The organism is Leyella stercorea, assembly GCF_019052365.1.
In the GTDB taxonomy this organism is placed as follows: Bacteria; Bacteroidota; Bacteroidia; order Bacteroidales; family Bacteroidaceae; genus Prevotella.
The window spans coordinates 1-24,549 of the sequence record NZ_JAHQUY010000048.1; the positions used below are offsets into that span (position 1 = coordinate 1).

A 24,549-nucleotide genomic window follows, 5' to 3' on the forward strand; every position below is an offset into this window, starting at 1 on the left:
GGAAATTCTAAGATAATTATCTTTTGGCGGTAATACTCCCCAATATTTATAAGGTATTATATAGCATCCCTTATATGTTTTCCAAACAGTGAGCTCTACTTCATTGATAATATAAAAAGTTCTATACCAAAATACCCTAAACAAAACAAATGCAAATATACAGAATCCGAGAAGGAAAGTTTTATGTACCTTTCCTCCTCGAAAATATTTATGAGTATCTATTCGATGAAAAAACATGTCTTTTATTAAATAGGAATAAAGTTTATTATTATCTTCCAAATAACGATTTAAACCAGCCTTTTATCACATTCCAAGTATGGACTCGTCCTTCTTGTAACATTCTTTGAACTTCATACTGTTGTTGCCAGTATTTTTTGTGCCCTCTATCAAAGCCTGCTTTCTCGGCGGCCTGAGAAACCATAGCCTCTGTAGAAAATCTGCCATTTTGTACAGATTCCAGTGCATCAAATGCCGCACGAGAAGCTTCCCAACCCTGTCCTGAGATACCAGCCATATATCCAGCACTATAGTTACCGATGTCACGTGCCGATGCAATAAATTTATTACCATTTTCATCTGTGAATGGCATCCCTCGATATGAATACTGTGTCCAGTTCAGATTTCCTCTGTTTTTAATGCCTATAGTCTTAAAGTCATATTTCTGTCCTCCTGTCGCATTGGCCATATAATAAATAACATCTATTTTACTTTTAACGATGTCTTTATCAAAGAAAATTTGCCCACTTTTATCTGATATATCTATTTGGGCTCCAACAACGACCTTATTATCACTACCAAAGAAAGAGTATTTTGTTAAAGACTTTCCAAGAATATTTCCAGTTCTCTTTCCATGTTCTATAATATAAATATTCTTATCATCATCTAGCGCACCTCCTGTAACAATATATTTATTTTCTTTATCTAATGTAACTTCAACGTGGTTGCCATCAGGATCTATCAACCTTAATGGATTATTTAAGACGTTGCTATAACTGCTAACATTAAGATATATTTCCTGCAAAGGGTCTGTAACCATCCACCTGCCCACGACCGGATCATACCATCTTGCTTCATGATCCTGCATGTTCCATCCGTACATAGTATCAAGTTCCTTGCCTGTGTACTTGTATTTGTTTCGGCTCACGCCACAGCGGTCGCCCATCAATGCGCCGAAGGGGTAATAATGGTTTACCTCCTCGATGTTGCCGTTGCCATCCACCACCAGACGGTTGCTGCCAAGATGGTCCTTCACATAAAAATGCATTACTATCCCATTGTCGTCATCCACACTTGCGTAACCGCCGTCGAAGAGGATGGCGGAAATGTTGTCATTGTCGTAGACGAGATTTGAACAGTAAAAGTATTTGGTCTTAAGACGTTTGGCTATCGTCTTCGCCATACCGACTGTACTAATATTTAAGGAAGTTGAAGAGTCATTGGGATTATACGGATATACACGAAACTCTGCCTTCTTGTATGTGGAGCGTAGTTTTGTTCCATCTGCCGAATATGTATAGTATATGGTATCGTTGGAGTTTTCTTTAAATAAAGCCCTTGATTTTGTGCTTATACATTGTGGCAAATCCAACACATTGTAGTCAATGCTTGTGATTCCCTTATTGCTGTCCGTCAGCATATTGCCGTTAGCATCGTATGTATACTCCGTTTCTTCGTCGGCATAGTCGCGGAAATGCATAGCACCTTTGTAGCTGGGGCTTTCTTCCGCAGCATCGTCTATCTTCACCACCTGATTGCCTTTATAGCTGTAGGTAAGATCGTCAATAGTTCCGTAGTTGCCACTGTTGAGCAATCCTTCACGACGGAGCGAGAGGATGTTTCCCATAAGGTCATACTTATAGGAGGTGGAGAAATGGTCGTTGCGCTTGCCGTTTTCGAGATAACCGGCAGCCGTCAGACGCGACATTCCGTCATAACTGAATGTATAGCCACGCTTGCCGTACGTGTCGCTCTCGTCGGCTACAGACCAGTCTATAGCTGAAATGTTGCCGCCATATTGTGGCGTAGAGCCATTGTGCGACTGCTCATAGAACAGACTCTCTGTGTACAGAGGAGTGCTGATGCGTGTTGGCATACCGTGGATATTGTAGCTGTATTCAGTGGCAAGTGACGCAGAGCCGTTACGACGGTCTGTCTGCAAGCGTCCGAGCTCGTCATACTGATTGTCTGCAAGCGTTACGCTGCAGCCGTTGTTTATGGAATAACGGGTCTGCAGGGGGCGGTCAAGGGCGTCGTAGGTATAGCTATAGCTCTCTTCTGTCGTCGACCTACCAGATGCTGTGTGCGTAATAGCCATAGACGACGGCTTACCAGAGAACGTATAGTCTGTGACGGTGCGGTCTTTTCCGCCTAAGATATTGGAAGTCTCTACACAGGCTATGCGGTCTTCACTATCGTAGGAAACGACAGAACATATCTCTGAAGGTGTGGTCTTGGTATTGTTTGCAGAATCACCTTGAGATGTAATCGGCTCAAGAACAGCTGTCATCGTACCTGTCTTCAGACCACGGGCGTTACGGCTGCCCATACGGTTTAAGCCTTTAAACTGCTGTAGAGCCAAGAACCGATAGTCGTCATAATAGATAGCTGTCAATAAAGACGGGGTCTTAAGGGCTATGTTGGGGCAATATCCCGTGCCGCAGATTGAGGATGCGGTATTGGCGAAGTCTGTTTTGTACACATGTACGAACATCTGCTTCACAGCTGCTGCATCGGGGGCATCACACAGACCTTCCAGAACGGGTCGTCCGAAACGGTCGGGGATGGAGTATTTCCATCTGTTTACATTGCGCAGATTGCCGTCCTGACTGAACACGGGGGTTCCCGTGACGTCATTGATGTAGTACACGGGGGCTGCACCTGGGAGTTTCTTTTCTACAAGAAGCATGCGTTTGTCGTAGCGGTAGAAATAGGCATACCGACGGAGAGCCACGCATGAGTGTATATTCCAAGTATTTCCCACGTTTCTCGTCATGCCGTTCAGGGCTGGTGGAAGCACAAAACGCAGTTTGCCCAAAGCGTCATAAACATAATAAGTGTCAGCCATAACGCCATTTTTTTCATCTATGATATGGCGTTCAAGCACTTTGTTGCCTTTCCAGTCCGTAAAGGTTAATACGGTACGGTTGTCTGCATCCACAGTCTTTACGACAGCCAGCTCACCGTCGGCATAATTGCCAAGGGCGCGGAATGTGTAGTCGTTTGACGGGACAAAGTGCTTACAACGATACATAGCACCCGAATGTCTATTTCCTAAGAATGATGTTGTGTACGGTCGCTTGAACGCAACACCCGGCGGACAGACGCGTACAGCTTCGGCGGACGGTGAAAGTTCGTATTGTGACTCCTTGAACGCAAGACTGTCACCATACTCTGATACTGACTTTCCGAGAAAGTCGCATTGGGATATGTGACCGTTCACCGCACTGTAAGGAACAGCCAGCCATTCCTTCACGGTACGGTCCAGCGCATCATATTCGGTCAGGGTTGCAAGATTGCGATTGTCCGTTGAAGCACCTTTGGCAACGACGTTTACCGGACATCCGAAAGAGTCGTAATATGTTGACGTGGTGACGGACGTACCTTTTCCTGCTGACGTATAGGTATGCTCTGTCACCGAATTACAGCCTTCTTGTGGTTCTTCGGCATATATGGCGTAGTCGTATGATTTTACCAAATTGCCGTTTGTGTTTGATATCGTTGACAATCTGCCGCCGTCATAACCATAGCTGACGGTGCGCATATTGGGATAGGATATTGCGGTACAGCCCACAAGAGGTCTGTAGGCGTAACGAGTGACGAGGACAGAATCTGAAGACAGCGCAGACTCAGATGTTTTAGGTAGTGTAGTCACAATACCGCCTTTAATAGCTGCAACGGGCAATGAGGCCTCTGTGTCCCAGACGTATGATGTAGGAACGCCGTTGTTTATGCGTGTGGCGAGAAGATTGCCGCGACGGTCATAGCCGAGAAAATTCTGCCGTGCCACTTCCGTTCCTTTGTGCATGATGCGGGCGAGAACAGGACATACGCCACCGTATGTTCCGAAATCGGCATAGTCGTTCCTTACAAGGATTGTGTCCTTATTATCAGAAATAAACTTTTCTAAAACCGGAAGCATCCGCATGCCCCTACTGCTCACTGCTTTGTAGAACTCTGTATTTATATTGGCAGAACGATACCAGTTTCGCTCCACCGACGAATTGCCGCAACTCAAGCGTACGGACTGCAGAACATACAAATCGGAAACCTTAAGGCTGTCAGTTAAGGAAGCACCATGAAGACGATGTGTTTTATCGCGTCCGTCATACCGGTATGCTGCCGTTACGGTACGCGATGTTCCATCTTCGTTAAAAGTTGTAACTATGGTTGAATCCTTAAACAACCTGCCACTGATGACAGAAACGGTGAAATAGTTGAAATCATCGTTGCTTTCATAAACCTCATGTAGAAAGTTTGCCTTCACATTGCGTGTGAGTCCCTCTACATACAGACCGGTATTTATTTGGGTGCCACCGTCTGTGCTGTAACGGTTCTCTATGCGTTCCATTGGCTCATAGCCTTTGTCCGTGTAGCGATAAGTCGTCTTGCTGACAAGTGGGGCCTTCTCCCAGAATGACTCCTGAACATATCCGTTAATGAGTTGAGGTCCGAAAACACGTTCCGCAGAGAGACGGGCATCGCTTCCCATACTGGAAGTATGGATGGGATAACCTAAATAACGTTCTGGTTTTGATGTAATGTCGTTGTTTCTATTGTTAGATTTGCCCTTGTAAGTGTTTTGTACATTGGATGTGTCAAACCTGTATTCTGTCAATACAGGCTTGTCCAATGATGTGCCGCTTGTCTTCTCTGTGACACAGCCATAGTATACGGTGGCGTTTTCAAGTTGAGCACCGGGGGTACGGCATGAAGTGACAAACGTAGCACCGGATGTGTAGCCGACTAACTTAAATTGGTCGTAAAGGATGGTGCCGCCAATGGAGATGAACGAAGAAGGTCCGAGTTTTTTCAACGGAACAGTGCATACTGGATCACTGTAGCTGAACTCACGTATACGTGTGCGATTTGTTATCGGGTCGGATACGGTAACCGACTTTATACGGAGACCTATAGAGACATTATAGTATACCGAATCTTTAGTGAGCGGTATAAATTTAAAGCCTTCTGCAACAGGCTTTTCCGGAGCCGGACCGTCAATCCAGTCGGTTGTAAACGTTAAGTTGCCACCTGCCGTATTTCCGCCTGTATTGGAGTTGCTTCCGTTTCCGTTCTGATTATTGCCAGAGACATTCTTGTCGTTGGGAAGGAGAAGAGAATCACATACGCTTTGCTCATACTCGAACGTTGTCGTAGCTCCAAGGCCGTCTGTTATTTTTTCCAGAGTGTAGCCTTTAGCAGATTCAAAATACGGAATACGTAGCATACTGATTTTGCCGTCCGTATCAAGAACGCTGAAACTTGTCCTTTCAGGATGTGAGGGCTTGTAGTTTTTGTAACCGAAAAGGTCTGTATGATTTGAGTCCTGTCCACTGAAATAAGAGAACTCCTGTTTGTCTACAAGTCGGTCTCCATCCTTTACGGTTATATCGCTGAGCAATACACGCCCGTCAATGGTAGACGTGTAATTGAACGAAACATTTCTTACTTCTTCACCGTTAGGAGAGATTACATGCATGCCATTGATAGTGTGATAACTTGTGTTGGAAAACTTGGCATGAGTGAACTTTATGCGGCAAGTACGCGAAGAGATGGCTGAAATGATACGTTTATCAGGATACTCGCTATGAACGGACGGCGACATACAATAACTGCCGTTGCCTCCTCCACTCTCCGTGGCAATTCCAACGGAGGGTTTGAAAAAGCTACGGTAGTCTGCCGGTTTCTGAAAATCGCAACGTGAGAACGGTTCTTTGGAATACTCATACCGGACAGTGTCTGTGTTATTGGCGGTTATCATATGGCTGAGGTGCCATGCCGTTACCGCTTTATAAGAGGGATCCGTTTTCTCGGGTATCACGTAGACTTGCTTTATGTATCTGTAGTCCGTATGCTCACGTTCCGTGAAGTAATAGCGGTCACCGTCAGGCGTAGTAATACAAAAATCGTGTACACCTTCATCATTGCTGCCACAGAACGAGATGACAAGGTCGGTTTGAGGCAATTGTATTATACTTTTGTTTTTTATGATAAAACTGCCAGAATAACCGGCAAAGCTATAGCTGTATCGGTCATACCACGCATCCTTTTTGTTGTGTAGAATATCGGTAAGGAAAGAGGGATCTGTTTCATTTAGAGATATATAAGATTTGGCTTGCTCATCAGGAATGCCAAGCACAGAGCGAGATACGCATCCTCCTCCAAGCAGCGACCATCCGAGACCGGTCTCGCAATGTTCGTCGTCAGCCTTGATTCCTGCTGCATGGTATGAAAGAGCTACAGGCAGACTGTAGCTGCCGACAGACATGGTGTAAAGAGGTATGTTTACTGAGAGCACACCTGTGTTGAGGGCTACGGGGTGGTCTACATAACGGCGCATCTTAGCAGCTTCAGGCGAAGGCAGCACTGTGCCGTCCGAAAGCGTATAAGGCACTTTCAGAGTGCCCTCATTGATAAGGTCGGTGGCAGAGTTCTGCGCATACGCAGCCGCAGACACAAATATAACAGACAATACTGCGAGTATTATATGTTTGACAGACCAAATATAACGCAAAACCTTTTTCATACCTTATATTCTTATTACGTGTTGAACATCAAGGGCTACTGTATGTTGAATTTCTCGGACGACACGCTACCGTTAGCGTTAAGATAAAGGACGTACTGACCTCTTGGCAAACCGGCGCAACTGATGTCAACGGAGTGATTCTCTCCAGGTTGGTAGTTGCCGGAGAAGGTTCTGAATGCCATGCCCTCAGAATTGGAAAGGACAAACGACACCGACGCAGGGCTGTTGACGGTGAACTCCACATGTATGTTTCTGCCGCTGTCATCCATGCTGCAATGATAGTCCATAATATTGTCGCTGTTCACATTTGACGGGTTTCTGTAAGGCACATACGTCCCGTCCTTTACCTTTTGGCGAATCTCAATGTTTGCCTCGTCAAGGTCAAGGTTCTCCTGTTCTTCGAGAGGACAGAACAACGAATATTCTGCTATGACTTGTCCGCTATATGAATACCGGCAACGCTCAGCTACGGGGTAGCGATAGCCCGGTGCGTACCATCTGCAAAAGTCTTCCTGCAATACAAGTGTGTCACTACTTATGCATGCCCGTATGCTGTCATCAGTAAAAACGCCGTAGTCGGACGGCACTTGCTCACGTGGAAAATAACTCACGTTCTCATAGCGGAGTGCATGCAGGCATATCACGTTATGCAGCGTGTCACCATCAATCGTAACAAGAGATCCCAGTTCGTCTGCGCAAAGCGAATAGCTGCCACATGAGCGCACACGTAGCTTGTCGCAGAAAGTGCCAGTGCCGTGGAACATTCCACTGATACGGTCGCCATAAGAAAAAGGAAACATGAGAATTGGCTCCTGCAGGTCATAACGTATGTATGTTTGATTGTCCTCCTTTACTGACAGTTTCAAGACATTATTCTCAAGAGAGAAATGGTTTAAGGCATTCCGTTCAGAGAAGTATATATTGCGAAGAGAATCATTCGATTGGTAGAATTTCTGTAAAACCGACATATCGTCATCCTTCCCATGAATTGTCCATAGCTTTGTTTCCTTACAGTCCGTACTCTCTTCCGTCAACGTACACAGCACCTTCTTTATGACATCACCGCTACGGAACATGTTATGCTGCATGTCCAATTGTTGTGCAGTACAGAAAATGAATGAGCTGCACAGCATACACAAGAATATGAAAACAGACTTTTTCATAAGGTGTAGATTAGGTTTTACATGTTGCAAATATAGCGAAATAATGTATAGCGTGTATGCGGAATAGTCGTTTTTAACATTGGTTAAGGAAGCCGTCTAACGGGGCATAAACGCAAAAAGAGCATATATGGCTTGAAGAATCGCAAGCCGTATATGCTCTTTTGTATAAATGAAACGTGTGCTTACTGTGCACCGGCAACTGTAGCGCCGTCGTAACCCCACTTGTAGTAAGAAGCGCCGTGAACGAAACCTGCACCGAAAGCGGTGAAGATGATGTTGTCGCCCTTCTTCAAGTGACGCTCGTGATCCCACAAAGCCAAAGGAATTGTGGCAGCACTTGTATTGCCATAACGCTGTATGTTCACAACTACCTTCTCGAGCGGAAGATTGATGCGCTTAGCAACAGCCTCGATGATGCGGAGGTTAGCCTCGTGAGGGATAACCCAGTTGACATCTTCTGTAGTCATCTCGTTGCGCTTGAGCACTTCCTCGACGTCGTTGCCCATGTCGGTAACGGCGTAGCGGAACACGGTGCGTCCCTCCTGATAGAGGTAGTGCAGACGGTGGTCCACTGTGAAGTGTGACGGCGGACATACCGAACCGCCCGCCTTCATGTGAAGGAACGGAAGGCCGATGCCGTCGGTGCGCAGGAATGAGTTCTGCACGCCTACGTTCTCCTCCTCGGTAGCCTCAACAAGCACTGCGCCCGCTCCGTCGCCGAACAGCACGCATGTAGCGCGGTCGGTATAGTCGACGAGCGACGACATCTTGTCGGCTCCGATAACGATGATCTTCTTGTAGCGTCCGCTCTCGATCATGGTAGCGGCAACGTCGAGCGAATAAAGGAATCCGCAGCATGCTGCCTCAAGGTCGAAGGCGAAAGCGTTCTTCAGTCCGAGTTTGCCAAGGACGATAGAAGCTGTTGAAGGGAACTTGTAGTCGGGGGTTGTTGTTGTGACAATGAGCGCATCGATTGTGTCAGGATCTACGCCAGTCTTCTTCAGAAGCTGCTTGGCTGCCTTGCGCGCCATGTAGCTTGTGCCGAGGCCTTCCTCTGTGAGGATGTGGCGTTCCTTGATACCGACACGGGTCATAATCCACTCGTCGCTGGTGTCTACCATGCGCGACAGCTCCTCGTTGTTGAGGACATAGTCGGGCACATAGCCGCCAACGCCTGTGATTACTGCGTGTATCTTACCCATTGTAATTATTCAGCAACTTCCTTAACGATAGCCACCTTACCACGATAGTAACCGCAAGTAGGGCAAACTGTGTGGTATACATAGTAAGCGCCACAGTTCGGGCATACTGCCAATGTAGGAGCTACTGCCTTATCATGAGTTCTTCTCTTAAGTGTACGTGTCTTTGACTGTCTTCTTTTAGGATGTGCCATTTTCTTTAATCTTTAATTATTGTTTTTAATTTTTCTAATCCATTCCAGCGCGGATCTACCGCTGCCTCTTCATTCTCGCCACTACTTCGGGTAGCTGAGTGTTCTTCGAGAACCTTTATCATCGCCGCGTTACATTTTCCAGGTGTATGCACGTGCTTAGCGGGAATGTTGAGTGCTATAAATTCGTAGATGAACCATGCCACGTCGAGTACGCCTTCGCGCTCGTCGACGGTGATGAGGTCATCGTCTTCGGAATATCCTTCTCCAAACTTGACGATAAGGCGGTCGTCGCTTTCTACGTCCTGGTCCATATCGTCGAGGCAGAGGTCGCACGGAATAACGACCGAGCCTGCGGTGTGGAAGTCGAGCTCAAAATAGTTCTCCGTGCGGCGCACGTTTAACGACACACTGACAGAGCCACGCTTGATTTCGTCCTCGTCCAACGACTCGAAATAAGCGTCGCCCAGGTTGAAATGGAGCGTTGTGAGGCCCTCGTTCAACTCCTTTAAATCTATCTTAAGCGATTCTAAATTACACATTTGGTGTGCAAAGTTACGAATATTCTGCGAATTACACAACTGATTACCAGAAAAGTTCTATTCTAAAGGTAGTTCCGACGCCCAATTCCGACTTTTTCACGTAGATTTTGCCGTGATGATACTCTTCTACAATGCGTTTGGCGAGCGACAGGCCCAATCCCCAGCCGCGTTTTTTCGTGGTGAATCCGGGTTTGAACACGTTGCCGATGTCCTTCTTGCGTATGCCTTTGCCGGTGTCTGCCACCTCGACTACGGCGCGTGCGCCTTCCTTCAAAATGGTGAGCGTAATGGTGCCGGCGCCTTCCATGGCGTCGACGGCGTTCTTGCAGAGGTTTTCTATCACCCACTCGAAGAGCGAGGCGTTGATGCGCACTATGACGTCTTCCTCGGGGAAGCGGCATATCATCTGCACCTTGCGCGACGTGCGGCGGTCCATATAGTCGACCACGTGCTGCATTATCTCCTTCAGATTTGTCTCCACAGGTTCGGGCAGCGATCCTATCTTCGAGAAGCGGTCGGCGATGAGCTGCAGGCGCTTCACGTCCTTGTCCATCTCGGGTATGAGCGGGTCGTCGGGGTGAGTCTCTTTCAGTATCTCGGTCCACGCCATGAGGCTCGATATCGGCGTACCGAGCTGGTGTGCCGTCTCCTTCGAGAGTCCTACCCACACCTTGTTCTGCTCGGCGCGTTTCGACGTGAGCAGGGCGAAGATGGCTATGACGACGAATATCATCACCACGCCGAGCTGTATATAAGGATAGGAGGCGAGTCGGCGCAACATGACGGAGTCGGCGTAGCAGACATTGATGTACTCGTCGGAGTGTGATATGCTGTCGGCGTCTTCGTTAAGCGCGATACGTATCACCTGACGCTCGGCGAGCATCTCCTTGCCGAGTTGCTCCACACGTCGCACGGAGTCGGCTGCCGTGTTGCATGTTTTCAGATTGATGTTGCGGTAAGCCTGCACGTCGCCGTTCGAGTCGAGCACGATGACGGGTATCGTGTTGTTGCCATTTATCACCTTTAGCACCAGATTGATGTCGGTGTTCTCGTCGGCGTTGTTCAGCGTGCGCATAGCCTCAGCCCAGACCGCCATCTTGTTGTGCTCCTCCCTGGCGAGGTCGCGTATGAGGATATGCGACACGACAAGTGACGCCACGGCGATAATCACCGCGGCGAGCACAAGAAATATCTTCACTCTACGTATTTGGTCAGTCCATTGCATATAACTAATAACGCAGTTACGGGCAGAATATTATTGAAGAAAGAAGGATTATTGCGCTTTCAAACGCAATAATCACCAAAGATTGCTGTCCACCACTCTATTCACGCCGTCCGCTGCAACCGAATCTGTAGCAACAGTTTCTGTGCGTGTGTCTTGGCGTGCGTTGGTCATCACACCGATAACGACAAGCAGCAACACTATCAGCGCAACGAGCACGGCGTTCACAACGGCGAACGACTTGCTCTTGCCTGCCAGCAAGCGCCTTATCTGGGCGATGTCGGAGGGTCGATGCTCGCGGTCGGCGGCGGCACACATGCGCCCTACTCTCGCAAGACTCTTGCTGTGCGCAGCCTCAGCCATGAACTCGAGCACCTTGCCGAACGAATAGATGTCGGCGCTGGGGTCGCTCTTGGCTCCGGGCAGCAACTGTTCTGGCGCCATATAGCCGATTGTTCCAGCCGGAATCTTGAGCACGCAGAAGGTCTCGCTGTCTGAAAGTCCGAAGTCGATGAGCTTAACGTCTCCTCCACGATGTGTCACCATGATGTTCGAGGGCTTTATATCGCGATGAACGGTCTGCTTGGCGTGCATATACTCCATCGCGTCAAGCAGTTGGGCGGCAATCTTGCGCGCCTTCTCTTCAGTAAACGTTCCGCTTGTGACGGCTGTCTCAAGATTCTCGCCGTCTACATATTCCATGACGATGCACTCGCCAAGTTCTTCTACCGGCTCCATGCTTATGGTGCGACAGATGTTGGGATGATCGAGCTGCAAGCCTATCTCAAACTCCTTCATGAGCGCCTGGCGATATACGGGCGTGAAGGCGAAGTCGGGCTTCAAGCACTTCAGCATATAGCGCTTGCCGTATCTCACGGCAGAGAGCAAGCGCGAAAAGCCCGACTTCGAGACATAGACTTCGCTAATGTTCGAAAAGCCGCTGTCGTGCTGCGCGCCGCTGAAGCCGCACTCACTGCCAAAGCCTGCCACGAATCCTGATGTGGGTCGTTTCTCCTTGTCGTCCATCAGCACGATTCTTTAACAACCCTAACTATCGAAAGTCCGCCGTTGCGACCCGCTACGAACGGCGGTGTGCGCTCGCCGGCGCGCTCAAGGAACGGCAGATACAGCGGTTGCTCGGCAATGAAGCAACCCGTAACGAAACTGTCGCCAGGCAGCATTTTGCTGTTGTGCGACACGAGCACGGCATATCGGCTGTCGCCCTGATATTCAAGTCGCACAATGCGGTTGGGGCTCCAGCCTATCTCTACCTCGTCGCCGCGATTGAGGTCGCTGCTCATGAGTTGGTTGGCGTTAAAGAACGACGAGTTGTAGCACGGACTCGTCTTCAGCCATGCCACAAACTTAGTGTAGTCGGCATGACCGATATAGCGCGCCAGCACATTCAGCGTAGCCACGCGTGGCGTGTGCTCGTCGCCTACATAGTTGTAAAGACGCTTCAGTGTGGATGTCGACACGGTTGCATTGTATTTCTTCTTAAGCATCAGCGAGAACACCTCGAAGTCGGTGGACGTAGCAAGTGTGTCCTCGTATTTCTCCTTTACGAGACGCTTGAGTTCTTCTATTTCTGGTGAGTTCATTCTTCTACGATATTATCAAAAACATTCCATTTTGCATTCGCACGATAGTATTTCTTCCTGCCTTTCGGCACATGCAGTCGGCAGGTCTTCACGAAGTCGGCGCCGGTTGTGGCGAAGGTATTGCTGCCACATACCGGCGGAAGTGGGGCTGTTATGTACAAATCGGTGAGCGGACAGCCGTCAAACACGTAGTCGGACAGCAGTTCGACGTCGTCGCCAAGGCGCACAGTCTTTAGGTCGGCACATTTCTGGAACACGCCGGTCGGCAACATCTTCAGTGTGGAAGGCAGCGCTACTTCCCTCACCTTACTGTTATAGAAAGCACATTCGCCTATTTGGGTGAGTCCTGCCGGAAACACGAACTTCTCAATGCTACAGTCGCGGAAGGCATACGGACCAACTGCTGTCACTGTGGCTGGCAATGCGTAGTCGCCTCGCTTGCCCATCGGGAACCACAATATGCTCTTGGCGTCGCCGCTCAGCAGTACGCCGTCACTACTTGTGTATGATGTGTTGGCACGCGACACGCTTATCTCTTCAAGCGATGTGCATCCAGCCGACGGAACGATACTGCTTACAGTAGCCGGTATCACTATGCTGCGCAGCGATGAACAGTTGAGGAAGGCGTCTTTTTCTATCCTCACCACGTCCATCGGCAACTTTATATTCTTCAGATTGCTGCACGCGGCAAACAGTCCCACTCCTACGACGTCGTCTTCCGAATAGCGCGCAGCATCATACACACCGCCTCCTGCGACAATGCGTGCTCCTGATATGTCTATATCGGCAAGTCGCCCGTTTGTAGCACGACCGTCTATGCCGCGTCCTGCCATGTGGCGCAGGGTGCGAAGGTCGTCGCCGTTGAGCGGTCCGGCTATAGAGATGGTGGTGTATTTGTAGATGTCGTCGCCTATGACTACCGAGAGCATGCCAGCCTCATCCAAAACCACAGCGGTTGGAGTTGTAAACGAAAGCGGTTCGCCCACAGCCTCGCCATTTCTGTTCTTGGCGAAGGGGCATATTGTGTATGCCGTGCTCGGATGCAGATTGCCTATGCGCAAGCGGTAGAATCCGTCAGCGCCCACTGAGCCTGCCTGCATTATGGTTGTTTCCTTCTCACCGTCGCTCATCGCGGCTCCATCCTGACGCGACACGCGGCAACCGCTTTCGGCTATCTCGTCGCCGCCGTCGTCAGCAATGCGATAGCCCACGATTACACTCATCGGACTGCTGCTCAACACCTTCACGTCGCCGATAGTTGGCTGCAGATTCGGTAGTGTTGTGAAGTTGAGAGTCTCGCCCGACAGTACGGCGGTGCCGTTACCGCCTTGCAACATATAATAATATGTGGTGCCTGCCGTGAGATTACGCAAGCGCATGCTCACACTGCCGTCCGCAGCTTCAAGCGCTTCCGAACGTTCGCTCATACTCTCGTCGGCTCCATAGCGGAACCACAACTGCGGCATATCCGCACTATTGTCCGTTTGGCACAGTCCTGATATTGTAGCTTCCGTTCGGGTTATATCCGTAGCCGGCAGAGTCTGCAAGTGCGGCTCAAGACTGTCGGGTTTGTCGCTACTGCACGAACACAAGAGCGCCACTACTGTCACGAAAGTGATATAGAACCGACTGAACATATTATTATGATATAAGCTATGATTCATATCTCAAGTTGTTTTCACATATATTATATAGAAACACTTTCTCAACGCTTGGCGGGTTTCGTTATCACACTATTCTTTCCAATGCGTATGCCAATACCCACACATCCCTGCCACTGGTTGCCGCCGATTGTAAGCGTAGAGGCGCTCACGCTGAGTCTGCCCTTTGTAAAGAGCACGCCAATCTCCGCTGCCACGCCTTTATGTGTGAGTCCGTCGTTGCGCAACCATCCTCCGCCTTCGCTTTTTGCGAGTTGCCATGCGGTAGTTTGCTTGGCGTAACCGGCTCCCTCAAAGACGTTGAAGTTGGCATTTATGCGATGTATCAAGCCCGCTGTGACGGCATATTCTGAAGTATGCGTGCTACCCGAATAGTATGGCTTCACAGTAGCTCCGTCTCTATAGCCCTCGCGGTTGCACGCTCCTACGGTCTTCTTGCCAGAGCGCAGATTGGTGCTGGCATGAACGTAGCCACCGTGACGACTCATCACGGCTATCATCGCTCCCCACGACGGACCGTCTGTGTGCATCGAGGCTGTGAGCAACGTATAGAGATGCAAGGGCACGATGCGACGCGGTGGCGCCACGGTAACTGTGTCTACAATAGCCTGTGTGTACACAACGGTGTCGTGCTTCTCCACGACAGCTGCCTGCGGCAGGCGAAGACGCATCTCGTATGTCATGCGACTCTCCAGCTTTGTACCGAACGCATAGTCGCGCAGCACTCCCCATTGCGGGTGTTTCAGCGTTATGCTCTTTGTGCCTTTAGGCAGGAAAAGCCATATCTCGCCTACCTTGTCGCGACGCTCAACGATGCCTAACGGCGAAGAGAAAGCGAAGTCGGCTGGGGCTACCACCTTCAGCAGTGCGCATGCCTCGTCGTTAAGGTCGCGCACAGCGTCGATGAAAGCGCTCACATCGGTGGGCAACTGACGGAAGCTCTCTACAGAGAACGTGCTGTCGGCAGGCGCTGGCGCATCTGCGGTTTCCGCTGCAGACAGTAACGGCACAGCTGCCTTAGCGTCCTGCAACGAGAGGCAGCATAAAGCGACGGTATACGCCACACAAAGCATCACGTTGCGTAGCGTCCGGCTTATACTTATTGTCCGAGAACTATTGTTTAGCATAATACAATGTCTTTTTATTCAGGATTAAAGTCGGCTAAGATTAGAGCCGACTTGCTTTGTCTATTCAAGATTAAAGTCGGAGATGTCTATCACTCCTTCCGAACTGCCGACGGTTGCCGATGGCTGCCACGTTCGCACGTGTATGAGCGGCATGGAAGGATTGCGGAAGTCCCACAGCAGAAACAGCCAACCGTCGTCCGAGTAGCGGTCGCTGCTGTAGCGTTGGCGCAGCGAAACGCCGTAGATGCCGTCTTTCGTAGGATGGCGCATGATGCGGAAGTCGGAGAACCTCACGTCGACTGTCTTGTTGATGGCGAACACCTTGGCGAGTCGCGCGAGATAGTCGCGCTTGGTGTGCAGGGCGTAAGTAACGCGCGAGTCAGACCCAATGCCGGCGGTCGTAGCCGACTCCTTCACCACATTGCCAACGATGATGAGTGCCTCGTCGCTGAACACCTGTCTGAGGAAGTCGATGTCCTTCGTGGTGTATGCCGTGCGCAGATGCTCGCAGTAGTTGAGTATCTGACGGCGGCGCGAGGCATCGGTCTCCGTCAGCTTGCCCTTCAATATCTTCGCCGCCTCTTTGTAGAACGGACTGCTCTGCGATATCTTGCGTATGTCGGCCTGCGTGAGCTTCACCGCGTGTCCTTTACTCTCACGGCGCGACTTGCTGTCGGAAGGTCCTGCCGACTCTACAGACCGATTCTCCATATCCATGTTCTGCCTCGTCAGTTCGTCTTCGGGCACCACAGCCTTTGTTTGCGCCGCAGCACCAGCCGTGAATGTCACCATTCCGTTAGTGTCTACGTATCCCTCGCGCCCTGTAGCCATCTCGCGGAAGCGGAGTCTGCCGCCACGGAAGCGCGTGTCTATCATACATCCGCGCAGAGGAATGCGGAAAAGCGTGTTGCCTTGGGCGTCTTCCACTACGTACTGGCGCTGCCCCGATGCCACAATCTGCTCCACGACCTCCATGCCTTCGTTCAGTCCGTAGCGCGTCTCCTTCATGTTTTTCTTATAACCACCAAAGGGCAGCAGCCATAAAGCCACTGCCCATAGGAGGAGCGCCAGCGCTACGGCTGACAATATGCCGGTAGTTTTCTTCATACGAATCGTTTTATTACCAGTTCTGCTTCTCGCCGCCAATGTTTATCTTCACCTTGTCGGGATTTTCGGATATGACGAGGTTGACAAGATGCTCCGTACCGGGCTTGAAAAGGAACTTGCTCTCGAAGAGATAGCTCACGCCCATCATCTCCACCTCGACGAGCGGCTGACGGTTGTCGATGCGCTGCGGCACGATTATCGCCGAATAGCTTGTATCGCCGTCCTGGTGGGCAACGATGGTCTGGCGTGTGCCCTTAACGTAGCGTGTCGCCACTCCTGCCTGAAGGTCGATGGTGGCTGTGGGCACGGTGTTGTGGATGTATACCTTGGCGGTGGTGGGCATGTCGCCCTCGAAGTCCTCACCCTTTATCAAGCGAATCTTCAGTTTGCTCATGATGTGCTTGAAGGTGAGTCTTACGGGCGAATCAGAAGCCTTGACGTCCTTGGTTGTGGCGAAGAGAAGGTCGCTCGCCTCGTATCCGCCGAGGGCTGTGGCGGTCTTCGAGGTGCTCTGGTCAGTGCTTACGCTGAACGGCTGGTCGGTTACGCTCGTCACATTCTGCATGTACGGATAGTAGGCGTAGGCGTTGTACGTCCCCTCGTCCCAATACAGCGTGCGACCGGCTTCCCATTTGTTGCCGTCGAAGGTGAGCGCCTCGTTGTTCACCAGATTGCCTGCCAGCTCCAGCGGCTGTTTCGCGTCGGCTACGTACAGACCGATGCGGTCGTTGCGCTCGAAGTCGGTGGCTGTAGCGCGGGTCTGCCCTGGATAGTCGACGACGAATGTCATGGGTGTCGACTTAGGGTCTTGCGGCGTAACAGGTTCCAGATCATCGCCGCAAGCCGCCAGCGTGAGCACTACCAACGCCAGTGCGACACATCTTATTATATGGTTGTTCATAAATCTTCGTTTTAGAATTTTCTTACTGACGACTTTCTTAGCGATGTCTTCTCACCTTCTTCATCTGCAGCGGACTGCCCTTGTGTATCTTCGGGGCATGCTGATAGGTATGGGCGGTGCGCGTGTAGCTTGTGCCCATGCTGCGTGTCGCTGTTCCGGCGTCGCGCTTGTCGTTTCTGACGAACTCCTCGAACGAGAAGGTCTCGCCGGCGTATCTCATGATGCGCTTCACGATGCTCTCGCGACTGATGGTACTATAGTAGGGTATGTCGTTGTTCATGCATGAGTTCTGCTCCGAGCGGAACACGCCGCGGTTGTGCATATAGCCGCCCTCGTAGATGTCGACGATGTCGCTGTAGCGGTCGTCGAAGATGAGGTGGCTCCAGCCTACGTTGTGCATCTTGCCGGTGAGCGAGAGGTTGTCGTACCAGCCGAGCGACTTCGCACTGTTGAACTCCAGCACGTGTCCGCAGCAGCTGCAGCCGCAAGCGTCGATGAAGGCGTTGTGGTAGATGTACTCGTCGCCGAGCTTGCCGAATCCGTGACCGCCTGCCTCGTGCTGAACCACGCCACGCGTGTCGAGCGGATAGTCGTATGTGCTGAGCGGACAGAACGCTATAGCCGATCCGTCGGGCCACATCTGGCAGATGCCGCCGTAGTCGGTGGTGTTGGGCACGACGATTATGAGGGCCTGCTTCAGGTTTTCCTTGTTTACGGTGGGCGCACCGAGGGCATAACTGAACAGTTCGTCGTAGTTGGCCTTCAGTCCGACGCCACCGGTGAAGGTTGTGCCGAAGCGGTTGTAGCGTATGGTGTTCACCGTGCCCACTCCGCTCTCGGTCGACAGCGGTATGGCGGTGTACACGTTGAAGTATTCGCGGTAGGTCTTGTACGGCTCAATGCCGAAGAAGTATTCCACTTCCTGGCGTATGTGCTTCAGATAGTCGCCGCTGGCAAGGTCCTTGGCGTTGTAGCCGTCGCCGAGCAGCACGATGTTGATGCCGCCGTTGCGTCCCTTGGTGGCTTTCTGCAGGGTTATCCATTCGTCCTCGCCGTACTCGTAGCCGTACTGCGAGACGGTGCACGCATGGGTATAGTCTTTGTTCTTCAGTCGGAACACTATCTTGCCCTCGCGGTCGCTCGCGTTCTTCGACATGCTCTTGATGGTGAGCGTCACTTCGGTCTTCTTGTTGCCGTTGGCTGGCGACACCTCACACCAGTCGGGCTTGCTCTCCACTTCCCACTCGCCCTCGGCGTTGACGACCAGGGTCTGCTTGTGCTGGGTGCTCAACGCGCATGCCACCGACGGGCGGCATACCAACTCGTGGTGGGCTGCGATGCGCTTGAACTCGCACCAGCCGCCGGCTGCCTGATACTGCTGAACGGCAGACTCGGGCACTTCGAGCGTGAAGTTGTCTTTTGCCACGCCGTCGAAGGCGCCGCTCTGCACATAGGGCGGCATGGTGCCCTTGCATACTATAGAGCCGACGCCGTAGCAGTTTTTGAATGCTCCTCTACGTATGGTTTCCAACGATTCTGGCAACACCAAGCCTTCGAGCATTCGGCAATTTGAGAATGCACTCTCACCAATACTTTCAACCCCATAGGGAATGTCAAGAACACCCATCAAACGCCAGTTGTTTGCAAAGGCGCTACTGCCAATATGCATAAGCGTTGACGGCAAATTCAGATTGCCAGAGAAATCATTGTTTCCAAAGGCATTGTTAGAAAGGGTCTTCAGATTCCTTGGTAAATGTAGCTCGCCCTTGAAATGGCAGTTGGCAAACGCATCGTTAGCAATATTTACTATTCCATCATGCAAAGTCAGCGTACCATCAAAGCCACAATTATTAAATGCTTCTGAAGGTATGGATATTACACCTTGCGGTATAGTCAAAGAACCGGTGAGACCTGAACAGTAAGAAAAAGCACAAACGCCCATTCTTTTCAACTTTGATGGCAATCGTAAATCGCCATAGAATCCATTGCATCCAGAAAAACAATAGCCTCGGATCAGCTCCACATTATCCGGTATAACGAGATTTCCGGTAAACCCGGAACATCCTTGAAATACGCCACCATAATAATCTGTGCCCTCATCATCCGTTTCACTTGTCGGTCCATTGCCATATCTTCCAAGATACTTCAAAGTAGAAGGCAAAGACAGAGTGCCATTTAGGGCTACACAACCATTAAAAGCTCCTCTTTGAATATCTATAACACCTTCTGGTATGTTGAGCGAACCTGAAAGATACTTACAACCATAAAAAGCATTAGCTCCTATAGACACAAGATTATCAGGCAATACAAGTCTCGTAAGAGTCTGATTTCCGCCCAACTGACTATTTCTATAAAATGCACTGTTAGGTATCTGGTCGTCCAAGTTCTGACCTTCTCCAAGTTCTACATTACCATAACCTTTGATTCTGACTTCCTTTAAATTTAAAGAAGAAAGCGAACTCATAGAGTCTCTCATGAAATAGAAGTCACGAGAATCTATAGTACCCTTAATCTTCAGATTCTTCAGCTTTGTATAGTCCTTGTTGGCAGCAGCAATGGCTTCCTTGAGGTGTCCGGCGGTAGAGTTCACGATGACGTATTCCTTGGCTGTGGCGTCGTGACTCACGAGGTCGTTCTCCCACGGGGTGATGCTCTCGTTCACGAGTGTGAGGTGATACTGTCCGCTGGCTGCTTTCTTGTCTACACGGATGCTGAAGTTCATCATCTTGCCCGATACGTATGTGAGCGCCTCGTTCTTCACAAACTTGTAGGGCATGCCGCCGATGGTGATGCTGAAGAGCGTGGTGCCTGCACTGACGGTCTGCGGCACTACGATGGCGCGCCATTCGTCGTCGACGCGCGAGGGGATGGTGGCTGTGCTCTCCACGCTGCCTGAGGGCTTCACCTCGCCGGTGGCAAGGTCGATGCTCGCCTTGCGCACCAGATTGGGCGCAAGCACTATCTTCTCGGTGTTAGCCCACTCGCCGTCGGCAAAGCCCGAGCCTTGAATCAGGGTGACGCGGGCGTTCGACATGCGGTGGAACAGCGGCAGACGGATGATGCTGGTCGTGGGAGCCACGTCGCCCACCTTGCCCCAAAGGAAGTCGCTCGCCTCGTAGCCGCCCATCTCGCCGTCGGCGGAAGCGCGGCTCTGGTCTTTCTGCACCTCAAACTGATAGTCGTCGATGCTCTCGGGGTTGGCGAAGGGATAGTAGCCGTAAACGTCGATGTGCGTGTGCTTGTCTTTCCAATAGATGTCGTAGGCGGGTTCCCACTGGTTGTTGGCCTCGTCGAACGTGTGGCGCACGTTGTCGCAACGGTTGCCGCTGGGTTTCAGGGTGTCGGGCGTGCCGCCGTTGTAGTCGACGACGTAGACGCCCATCACGTCTCCGTCGCAGAAGCCGTTGTCGCAGACACGTGTCATCGCCAACTGCTCGATGCTGCCCGATAGCTGTATGCGGTCTTCGCCGTCGAGTTTGCCGCCGTCGCCGTCGAACAACGAGTCGGAGCAGGCGGCAAGCAGAATGCAAAGCATCAGTACAGCTGTGCATATATGGAAGTTCTTGTGATTCGTATGGGTCATATCAAATGCAATGTTCTTTTAATCGTTTCTGTTTCTTTACTGCGTCAGCTTGCCACACCGCCGTAATCTATGCCGTCGCTCTCCCATGCGCTGATGCTCACGCTCAGTCCGCCACCTTCCTTGCTGAGCGTGGCGGTGAGCGTGTGGCGCTTGCCACCGACGAAGGTGACGGTCTTCGAGATGTTGTGGTCGGTTCCGTCGACGGTGATGGTTATGAGGTTGTTGTCTGTGGCGGTCTGCGGCACGACGAAGGCGCGGTAGACGGCGCCGTCCTTATAGGGCGTGAGGCTGCGCACGCTGCCGTTGGCGCTTACCGTGGAGGTGGCGAGGTCGACGGTGGCGGAGGTGGCGAGATTGTTCATCTTCACCGATACATTCGCGTCTGCGAGTGAGCTTTCGCTATATCCGGCACCTGCCTTGATCACTATCTCCACCTGACTCATCAGGTGACGTGTAGCGATGTTCACCGGCGATGCCGAAGGAGCGGCGTCGAGCGTGGAGCCTACGATAAGGTCGGACGACTTGTATGCGCCCAGACTGCTCTGGTCGGCACTGACGCCGAACGGCATGGCGCTCACGCTCGCCACCGTCTGCGTGTAAGGATAATACATATAGAAGTCGGCATGCGTCTGAGCATCCTTCCAGTATACTGTCTTTTCTGCGTTCCATGTCGTGGTATAGGTGTACGGCATGTTGTCGAGGTGATTGCCCAAGGGTTTCAGCGTCGCCGCACTGCCGTCTGCATTGCGGTTGACGACGAACAGCCCTATACGGTCGCCACTCTCGAACGCCTCCTCCGTGGCGCGAGTTATCGTGGCGCTGATATTTATAGGTATCTGTGCCGCGGGCTTGTCGGGCTCGTCGGGCTTGTCGGGATTATCTGGCTTGTCGGGATTATCTGGCTTGTCTGGCTCGGTGGGCGTAGGTGGCACGTCGGGGTCGTCGTGTCCGCACGATGTGCATGCTACGAGAAGAGCCAAAGCAATTAGAAAGACAGGTTTCTTATCATAAGCACTCATATTATTTGCGGTGTTAAAGCTTAACAAATACAAAGTTAAGCAATTAAACGATAAAATACAAGTTCACAATAGTTCACTTTTCACAAAAAACAATAGTATGAGCCGATGTTTGCTTGGCTTAGTCTGATAGTATATGTGCTTCGAACGGGTGTTACCGCGTACTGGTAACAATATTCCCAATACGCGGTAACGATATTACCACGCTGCGGTAACGGTGTTACCACACTGCGGTAATTCTTTTTGCGCTTCGCCTTTGCGGAATATCTTGTAGCCGATTGCCGCCACAACGACGCTCATTATCGGCGAGATGATATTGAAGAAGCAATAGGGCAGGTAGGTGGTTGTCGCCACGCCGAGCACGGTGCTCTGCGTCATGCCGCAGGTGTTCCACGGCACAAGCACAGAGGTAACGGTCACGGCGTCCTCTGTGGTGCGGCTCAGCAGGCGACGCTCGTAGTTCTCGCGGTCGTAAACGTCGCGGAACATGTTGCCGGTGAGCAGGATGCACAGATACTGGTCGGCGATGGCTACATTGAGCATCACGCCGGTGGTGGCTGTAGACGCCACGAGCGACGTGCGACCCTTCACCATGTGGATGAACAGTCGGGTGATGCCGCCCACCATTCCGCTTGCTGCCATCGTTCCGCCGAAACACATGGCGCAGATGATGAGCCAGATGGTGTCGGTCATGCCTGCCATGCCGCGCGTAGACACGAGCTCGGTGAGCATCTGGTTCGATGTGCTCAGCGTCGTCTCGCCGTATACGCTCATCATCGCCGCCTTGAACATCGACGGGTCGATTTCTGCCAACGCCTCGCGCTGGAAGATGAGTCCGCAAGCCACAGCGAGAAGTGTCGATAAGAAGATGGTGACGATTGGCGGGGTCTTGCGCGCGATGAGCACGCCGGTGGCTACGGGCACTATGAGCAGCCACGGCGTTATGTTGAAGCGTCCGTCGAGGGCTGCCATGAACGAAGCCACTTCCTGCGTCTCCGTGGTGTCGATAGTGAGTCCTGCCACGGCGAAGATTATCAGTGCGAGGGTTATAGAGGGCACGGTGGTGAGCAGCATGTAGCGTATATGACTGAATAGCTGCACGCCCAGACTGCCCGAGGCGAGGGTGGTTGTCTCGGAGAGTGGCGAGATCTTGTCGCCGAAGTAAGCGCCGGAGATTATCGCTCCTGCCACCCAACCGTCGGCGAAGCCTTGCGCTCTGCCGATTCCCATGAGCGCAATGCCGATGGTGGCGATGGTGGTCCACGACGAACCGGTCATCAGACTGACAAGGGCGCAGATAAGGCAGGTGGACGCCAGAAACACCGACGGATGGATGATGTGCATACCATAATATATTAAGGTGGGCACCACACCGCTCACCATCCAGGCGCCGCCCAAAGCTCCGATGAGCAGCAGTATTATCAGCGCACTCGACACGCTCGACACGTTCTTCGTGATAGCTTTCTCAAAACTTGACCACGGCACATTCAGATAGCCCATGCCGATGAGAACGCAAAACGCCGATACGGCTATCAATGTCACCTGCGACGCTCCTGCCAGCGAGTCGCTGCCGAACGCTCGTATCGTCGCAACGAGCATTATCACGAGCAACGCAATCGGCGTGAATGACAGCAACGCCGACGGGCGCTTCTTCAAATGCGAGGTTGATGCGTGCTTCGCCTTTGCAGCTTTTGCAGCGTTCCCTGCATTTACAGATTCCTCAGCATTTACGGATTTCTCAGCATTTACACATTCACAATTAATTCCGTTCTTATTATTTTCCATTGTATTCATCCTGAAACATTACGTATATTTATACATCATCATTTACTATTACGATATGCAAAGTTACTGCATTTTCTGCATATATACAACATTTCACGCAGCAAAAGCGTATATAATTACAATAAAGAATAAACTAATGAATAAAACATTGTATAGATATACAACATTCGTAGCGGAGGTGAAAGCCTCCGCAGCAAGCAATGGTATCTATCAAAAACGCCATTCCTGGAAGATATGGCAGTTTTTTTCACGTACTTATGTTTTATATCTGCAAGAGTATATTGATGAGATTTGCTCAGAATTAACTACCTTTGCGGTAGAATCACCAACAGATAAGGCAATTTATTAATTGGCTTATTAGTTGTGATAACATTCAATTAGAGTTATTGATAGTTGCCTAATATGGCAAATGGCTGTCAGATGGCAAGTAAATGGCTGGCAGATGGCAAGTAAATAGCTGGGAGATGGCCAGTAAATAGCTGGCAGATGGCTGGAAGATAGCCCTCTCTGTCAAGTTATCTTCCAGCCCTTATCCTATTCACCATCAACCCGTTACGCCATTTCTGGAAGATATGGCAGATTTTTTCACGTACAAGTTATATATAATGCTAACCATAGGAGGGTATAGCATTCTTGCCATACCCTCCTACGGGCACAAAAAAAGGTCTCCAAAGTCGTTTGACTCTGAAGACCTCAAGTAAAGAAGGCA

General features: G+C 50.9%; 16 protein-coding genes. 1 reads left to right on the forward strand and 15 read right to left on the reverse strand.

The window, feature by feature from the left end:
- Positions 1–268: 268 nt before the first annotated feature.
- The 15 genes from KTQ90_RS09165 to KTQ90_RS09235 all read right to left on the reverse strand — a co-directional run bounded on the left by KTQ90_RS09165 (position 269) and on the right by KTQ90_RS09235 (position 23,840).
- Positions 269–6,742, reverse strand: coding sequence for an RHS repeat domain-containing protein (locus KTQ90_RS09165; RefSeq protein WP_217318163.1), 6,474 nt, complete (start codon positions 6,740–6,742; stop codon positions 269–271).
- A gap of 35 nt (positions 6,743–6,777) precedes the next feature.
- Positions 6,778–7,830, reverse strand: coding sequence for a hypothetical protein (locus KTQ90_RS09170; RefSeq protein WP_217318164.1), 1,053 nt, complete (start codon positions 7,828–7,830; stop codon positions 6,778–6,780).
- Positions 7,831–8,087: 257 nt separating this feature from the next.
- Entirely contained in the window at positions 8,088–9,107 is a 1,020-nt protein-coding gene (locus tag KTQ90_RS09175; protein ID WP_022157934.1) for a beta-ketoacyl-ACP synthase III, read from the reverse strand.
- Between the two features lie 5 nt (positions 9,108–9,112).
- Positions 9,113–9,298: a 50S ribosomal protein L32 gene (gene rpmF, locus KTQ90_RS09180; RefSeq protein WP_021993472.1), complete on the reverse strand. Its 186-nt coding sequence runs from the start codon at positions 9,296–9,298 to the stop codon at positions 9,113–9,115.
- A 5-nt stretch (positions 9,299–9,303) separates the two neighbouring features.
- Positions 9,304–9,837: a YceD family protein gene (locus KTQ90_RS09185; RefSeq protein WP_217318165.1), complete on the reverse strand. Its 534-nt coding sequence runs from the start codon at positions 9,835–9,837 to the stop codon at positions 9,304–9,306.
- A gap of 43 nt (positions 9,838–9,880) precedes the next feature.
- A complete protein-coding gene (locus KTQ90_RS09190) occupies positions 9,881–11,062 on the reverse strand; it encodes a sensor histidine kinase (RefSeq protein WP_217318166.1) in 1,182 nt (393 codons plus the stop codon).
- Between the two features lie 72 nt (positions 11,063–11,134).
- Positions 11,135–12,085, reverse strand: coding sequence for a serine/threonine protein kinase (locus KTQ90_RS09195; RefSeq protein WP_217318167.1), 951 nt, complete (start codon positions 12,083–12,085; stop codon positions 11,135–11,137).
- Positions 12,085–12,660 (reverse strand): hypothetical protein, encoded by a 576-nt coding sequence (locus tag KTQ90_RS09200; protein WP_217318168.1) that lies wholly within the window; start codon positions 12,658–12,660, stop codon positions 12,085–12,087. The genes KTQ90_RS09195 and KTQ90_RS09200 overlap by 1 nt, the downstream gene beginning before the upstream one ends.
- Positions 12,657–14,324 carry a leucine-rich repeat domain-containing protein gene (locus KTQ90_RS09205; protein ID WP_217318169.1) on the reverse strand — a complete coding sequence of 556 codons (1,668 nt, stop codon included), beginning with the start codon at positions 14,322–14,324 and terminating at the stop codon, positions 12,657–12,659. Before KTQ90_RS09205 ends, KTQ90_RS09200 begins: the two co-directional genes overlap by 4 nt.
- 41 nt (positions 14,325–14,365) lie before the next feature.
- Positions 14,366–15,448 carry a hypothetical protein gene (locus tag KTQ90_RS09210; RefSeq protein WP_217318170.1) on the reverse strand — a complete coding sequence of 361 codons (1,083 nt, stop codon included), beginning with the start codon at positions 15,446–15,448 and terminating at the stop codon, positions 14,366–14,368.
- A 60-nt stretch (positions 15,449–15,508) separates the two neighbouring features.
- Entirely contained in the window at positions 15,509–16,555 is a 1,047-nt protein-coding gene (locus tag KTQ90_RS09215; protein ID WP_217318171.1) for a hypothetical protein, read from the reverse strand.
- A 13-nt stretch (positions 16,556–16,568) separates the two neighbouring features.
- A complete protein-coding gene (locus tag KTQ90_RS09220; RefSeq protein WP_217318172.1) occupies positions 16,569–17,456 on the reverse strand; it encodes a fimbrillin family protein in 888 nt (295 codons plus the stop codon).
- Between the two features lie 37 nt (positions 17,457–17,493).
- A complete protein-coding gene (locus KTQ90_RS09225; RefSeq protein ID WP_217318173.1) occupies positions 17,494–21,039 on the reverse strand; it encodes a leucine-rich repeat protein in 3,546 nt (1,181 codons plus the stop codon).
- 44 nt (positions 21,040–21,083) lie between these two features.
- Positions 21,084–22,058: a fimbrillin family protein gene (locus KTQ90_RS09230; protein ID WP_217318174.1), complete on the reverse strand. Its 975-nt coding sequence runs from the start codon at positions 22,056–22,058 to the stop codon at positions 21,084–21,086.
- A gap of 195 nt (positions 22,059–22,253) precedes the next feature.
- Positions 22,254–23,840 (reverse strand): Na+/H+ antiporter NhaC family protein, encoded by a 1,587-nt coding sequence (locus KTQ90_RS09235; protein ID WP_302180512.1) that lies wholly within the window; start codon positions 23,838–23,840, stop codon positions 22,254–22,256.
- A gap of 136 nt (positions 23,841–23,976) precedes the next feature.
- On the opposite strand from KTQ90_RS09235, the gene KTQ90_RS09240 reads away from it, so the two are divergent.
- A complete protein-coding gene (locus KTQ90_RS09240) occupies positions 23,977–24,189 on the forward strand; it encodes a hypothetical protein (protein ID WP_217318175.1) in 213 nt (70 codons plus the stop codon).
- Positions 24,190–24,549 lie beyond the last annotated feature (360 nt).

Excerpts from the sequence above, each read along its gene's own strand:
- KTQ90_RS09190 (WP_217318166.1), bottom strand. The coding sequence starts at position 11,062 with ATGCAATGGACTGACCAAATACGTAGAGTGAAGATATTTCTTGTGCTC.
- KTQ90_RS09185 (WP_217318165.1), bottom strand. The coding sequence starts at position 9,837 with ATGTGTAATTTAGAATCGCTTAAGATAGATTTAAAGGAGTTGAACGAG.
- KTQ90_RS09235 (WP_302180512.1), bottom strand. The coding sequence starts at position 23,840 with ATGGAAAATAATAAGAACGGAATTAATTGTGAATGTGTAAATGCTGAG.
- KTQ90_RS09240 (WP_217318175.1), top strand. The coding sequence starts at position 23,977 with ATGAATAAAACATTGTATAGATATACAACATTCGTAGCGGAGGTGAAA.
- KTQ90_RS09170 (WP_217318164.1), bottom strand. The coding sequence starts at position 7,830 with ATGCAGCATAACATGTTCCGTAGCGGTGATGTCATAAAGAAGGTGCTG.
- KTQ90_RS09175 (WP_022157934.1), bottom strand. The coding sequence starts at position 9,107 with ATGGGTAAGATACACGCAGTAATCACAGGCGTTGGCGGCTATGTGCCC.
- KTQ90_RS09195 (WP_217318167.1), bottom strand. The coding sequence starts at position 12,085 with ATGGACGACAAGGAGAAACGACCCACATCAGGATTCGTGGCAGGCTTT.
- KTQ90_RS09220 (WP_217318172.1), bottom strand. The coding sequence starts at position 17,456 with ATGAACAACCATATAATAAGATGTGTCGCACTGGCGTTGGTAGTGCTC.
- KTQ90_RS09210 (WP_217318170.1), bottom strand. The coding sequence starts at position 15,448 with ATGCTAAACAATAGTTCTCGGACAATAAGTATAAGCCGGACGCTACGC.
- KTQ90_RS09200 (WP_217318168.1), bottom strand. The coding sequence starts at position 12,660 with ATGAACTCACCAGAAATAGAAGAACTCAAGCGTCTCGTAAAGGAGAAA.
- KTQ90_RS09225 (WP_217318173.1), bottom strand. The coding sequence starts at position 21,039 with ATGACCCATACGAATCACAAGAACTTCCATATATGCACAGCTGTACTG.
- KTQ90_RS09215 (WP_217318171.1), bottom strand. The coding sequence starts at position 16,555 with ATGAAGAAAACTACCGGCATATTGTCAGCCGTAGCGCTGGCGCTCCTC.
- KTQ90_RS09205 (WP_217318169.1), bottom strand. The coding sequence starts at position 14,324 with ATGAATCATAGCTTATATCATAATAATATGTTCAGTCGGTTCTATATC.
- KTQ90_RS09230 (WP_217318174.1), bottom strand. The coding sequence starts at position 22,058 with ATGAGTGCTTATGATAAGAAACCTGTCTTTCTAATTGCTTTGGCTCTT.
- rpmF (WP_021993472.1), bottom strand. The coding sequence starts at position 9,298 with ATGGCACATCCTAAAAGAAGACAGTCAAAGACACGTACACTTAAGAGA.
- KTQ90_RS09165 (WP_217318163.1), bottom strand. The coding sequence starts at position 6,742 with ATGAAAAAGGTTTTGCGTTATATTTGGTCTGTCAAACATATAATACTC.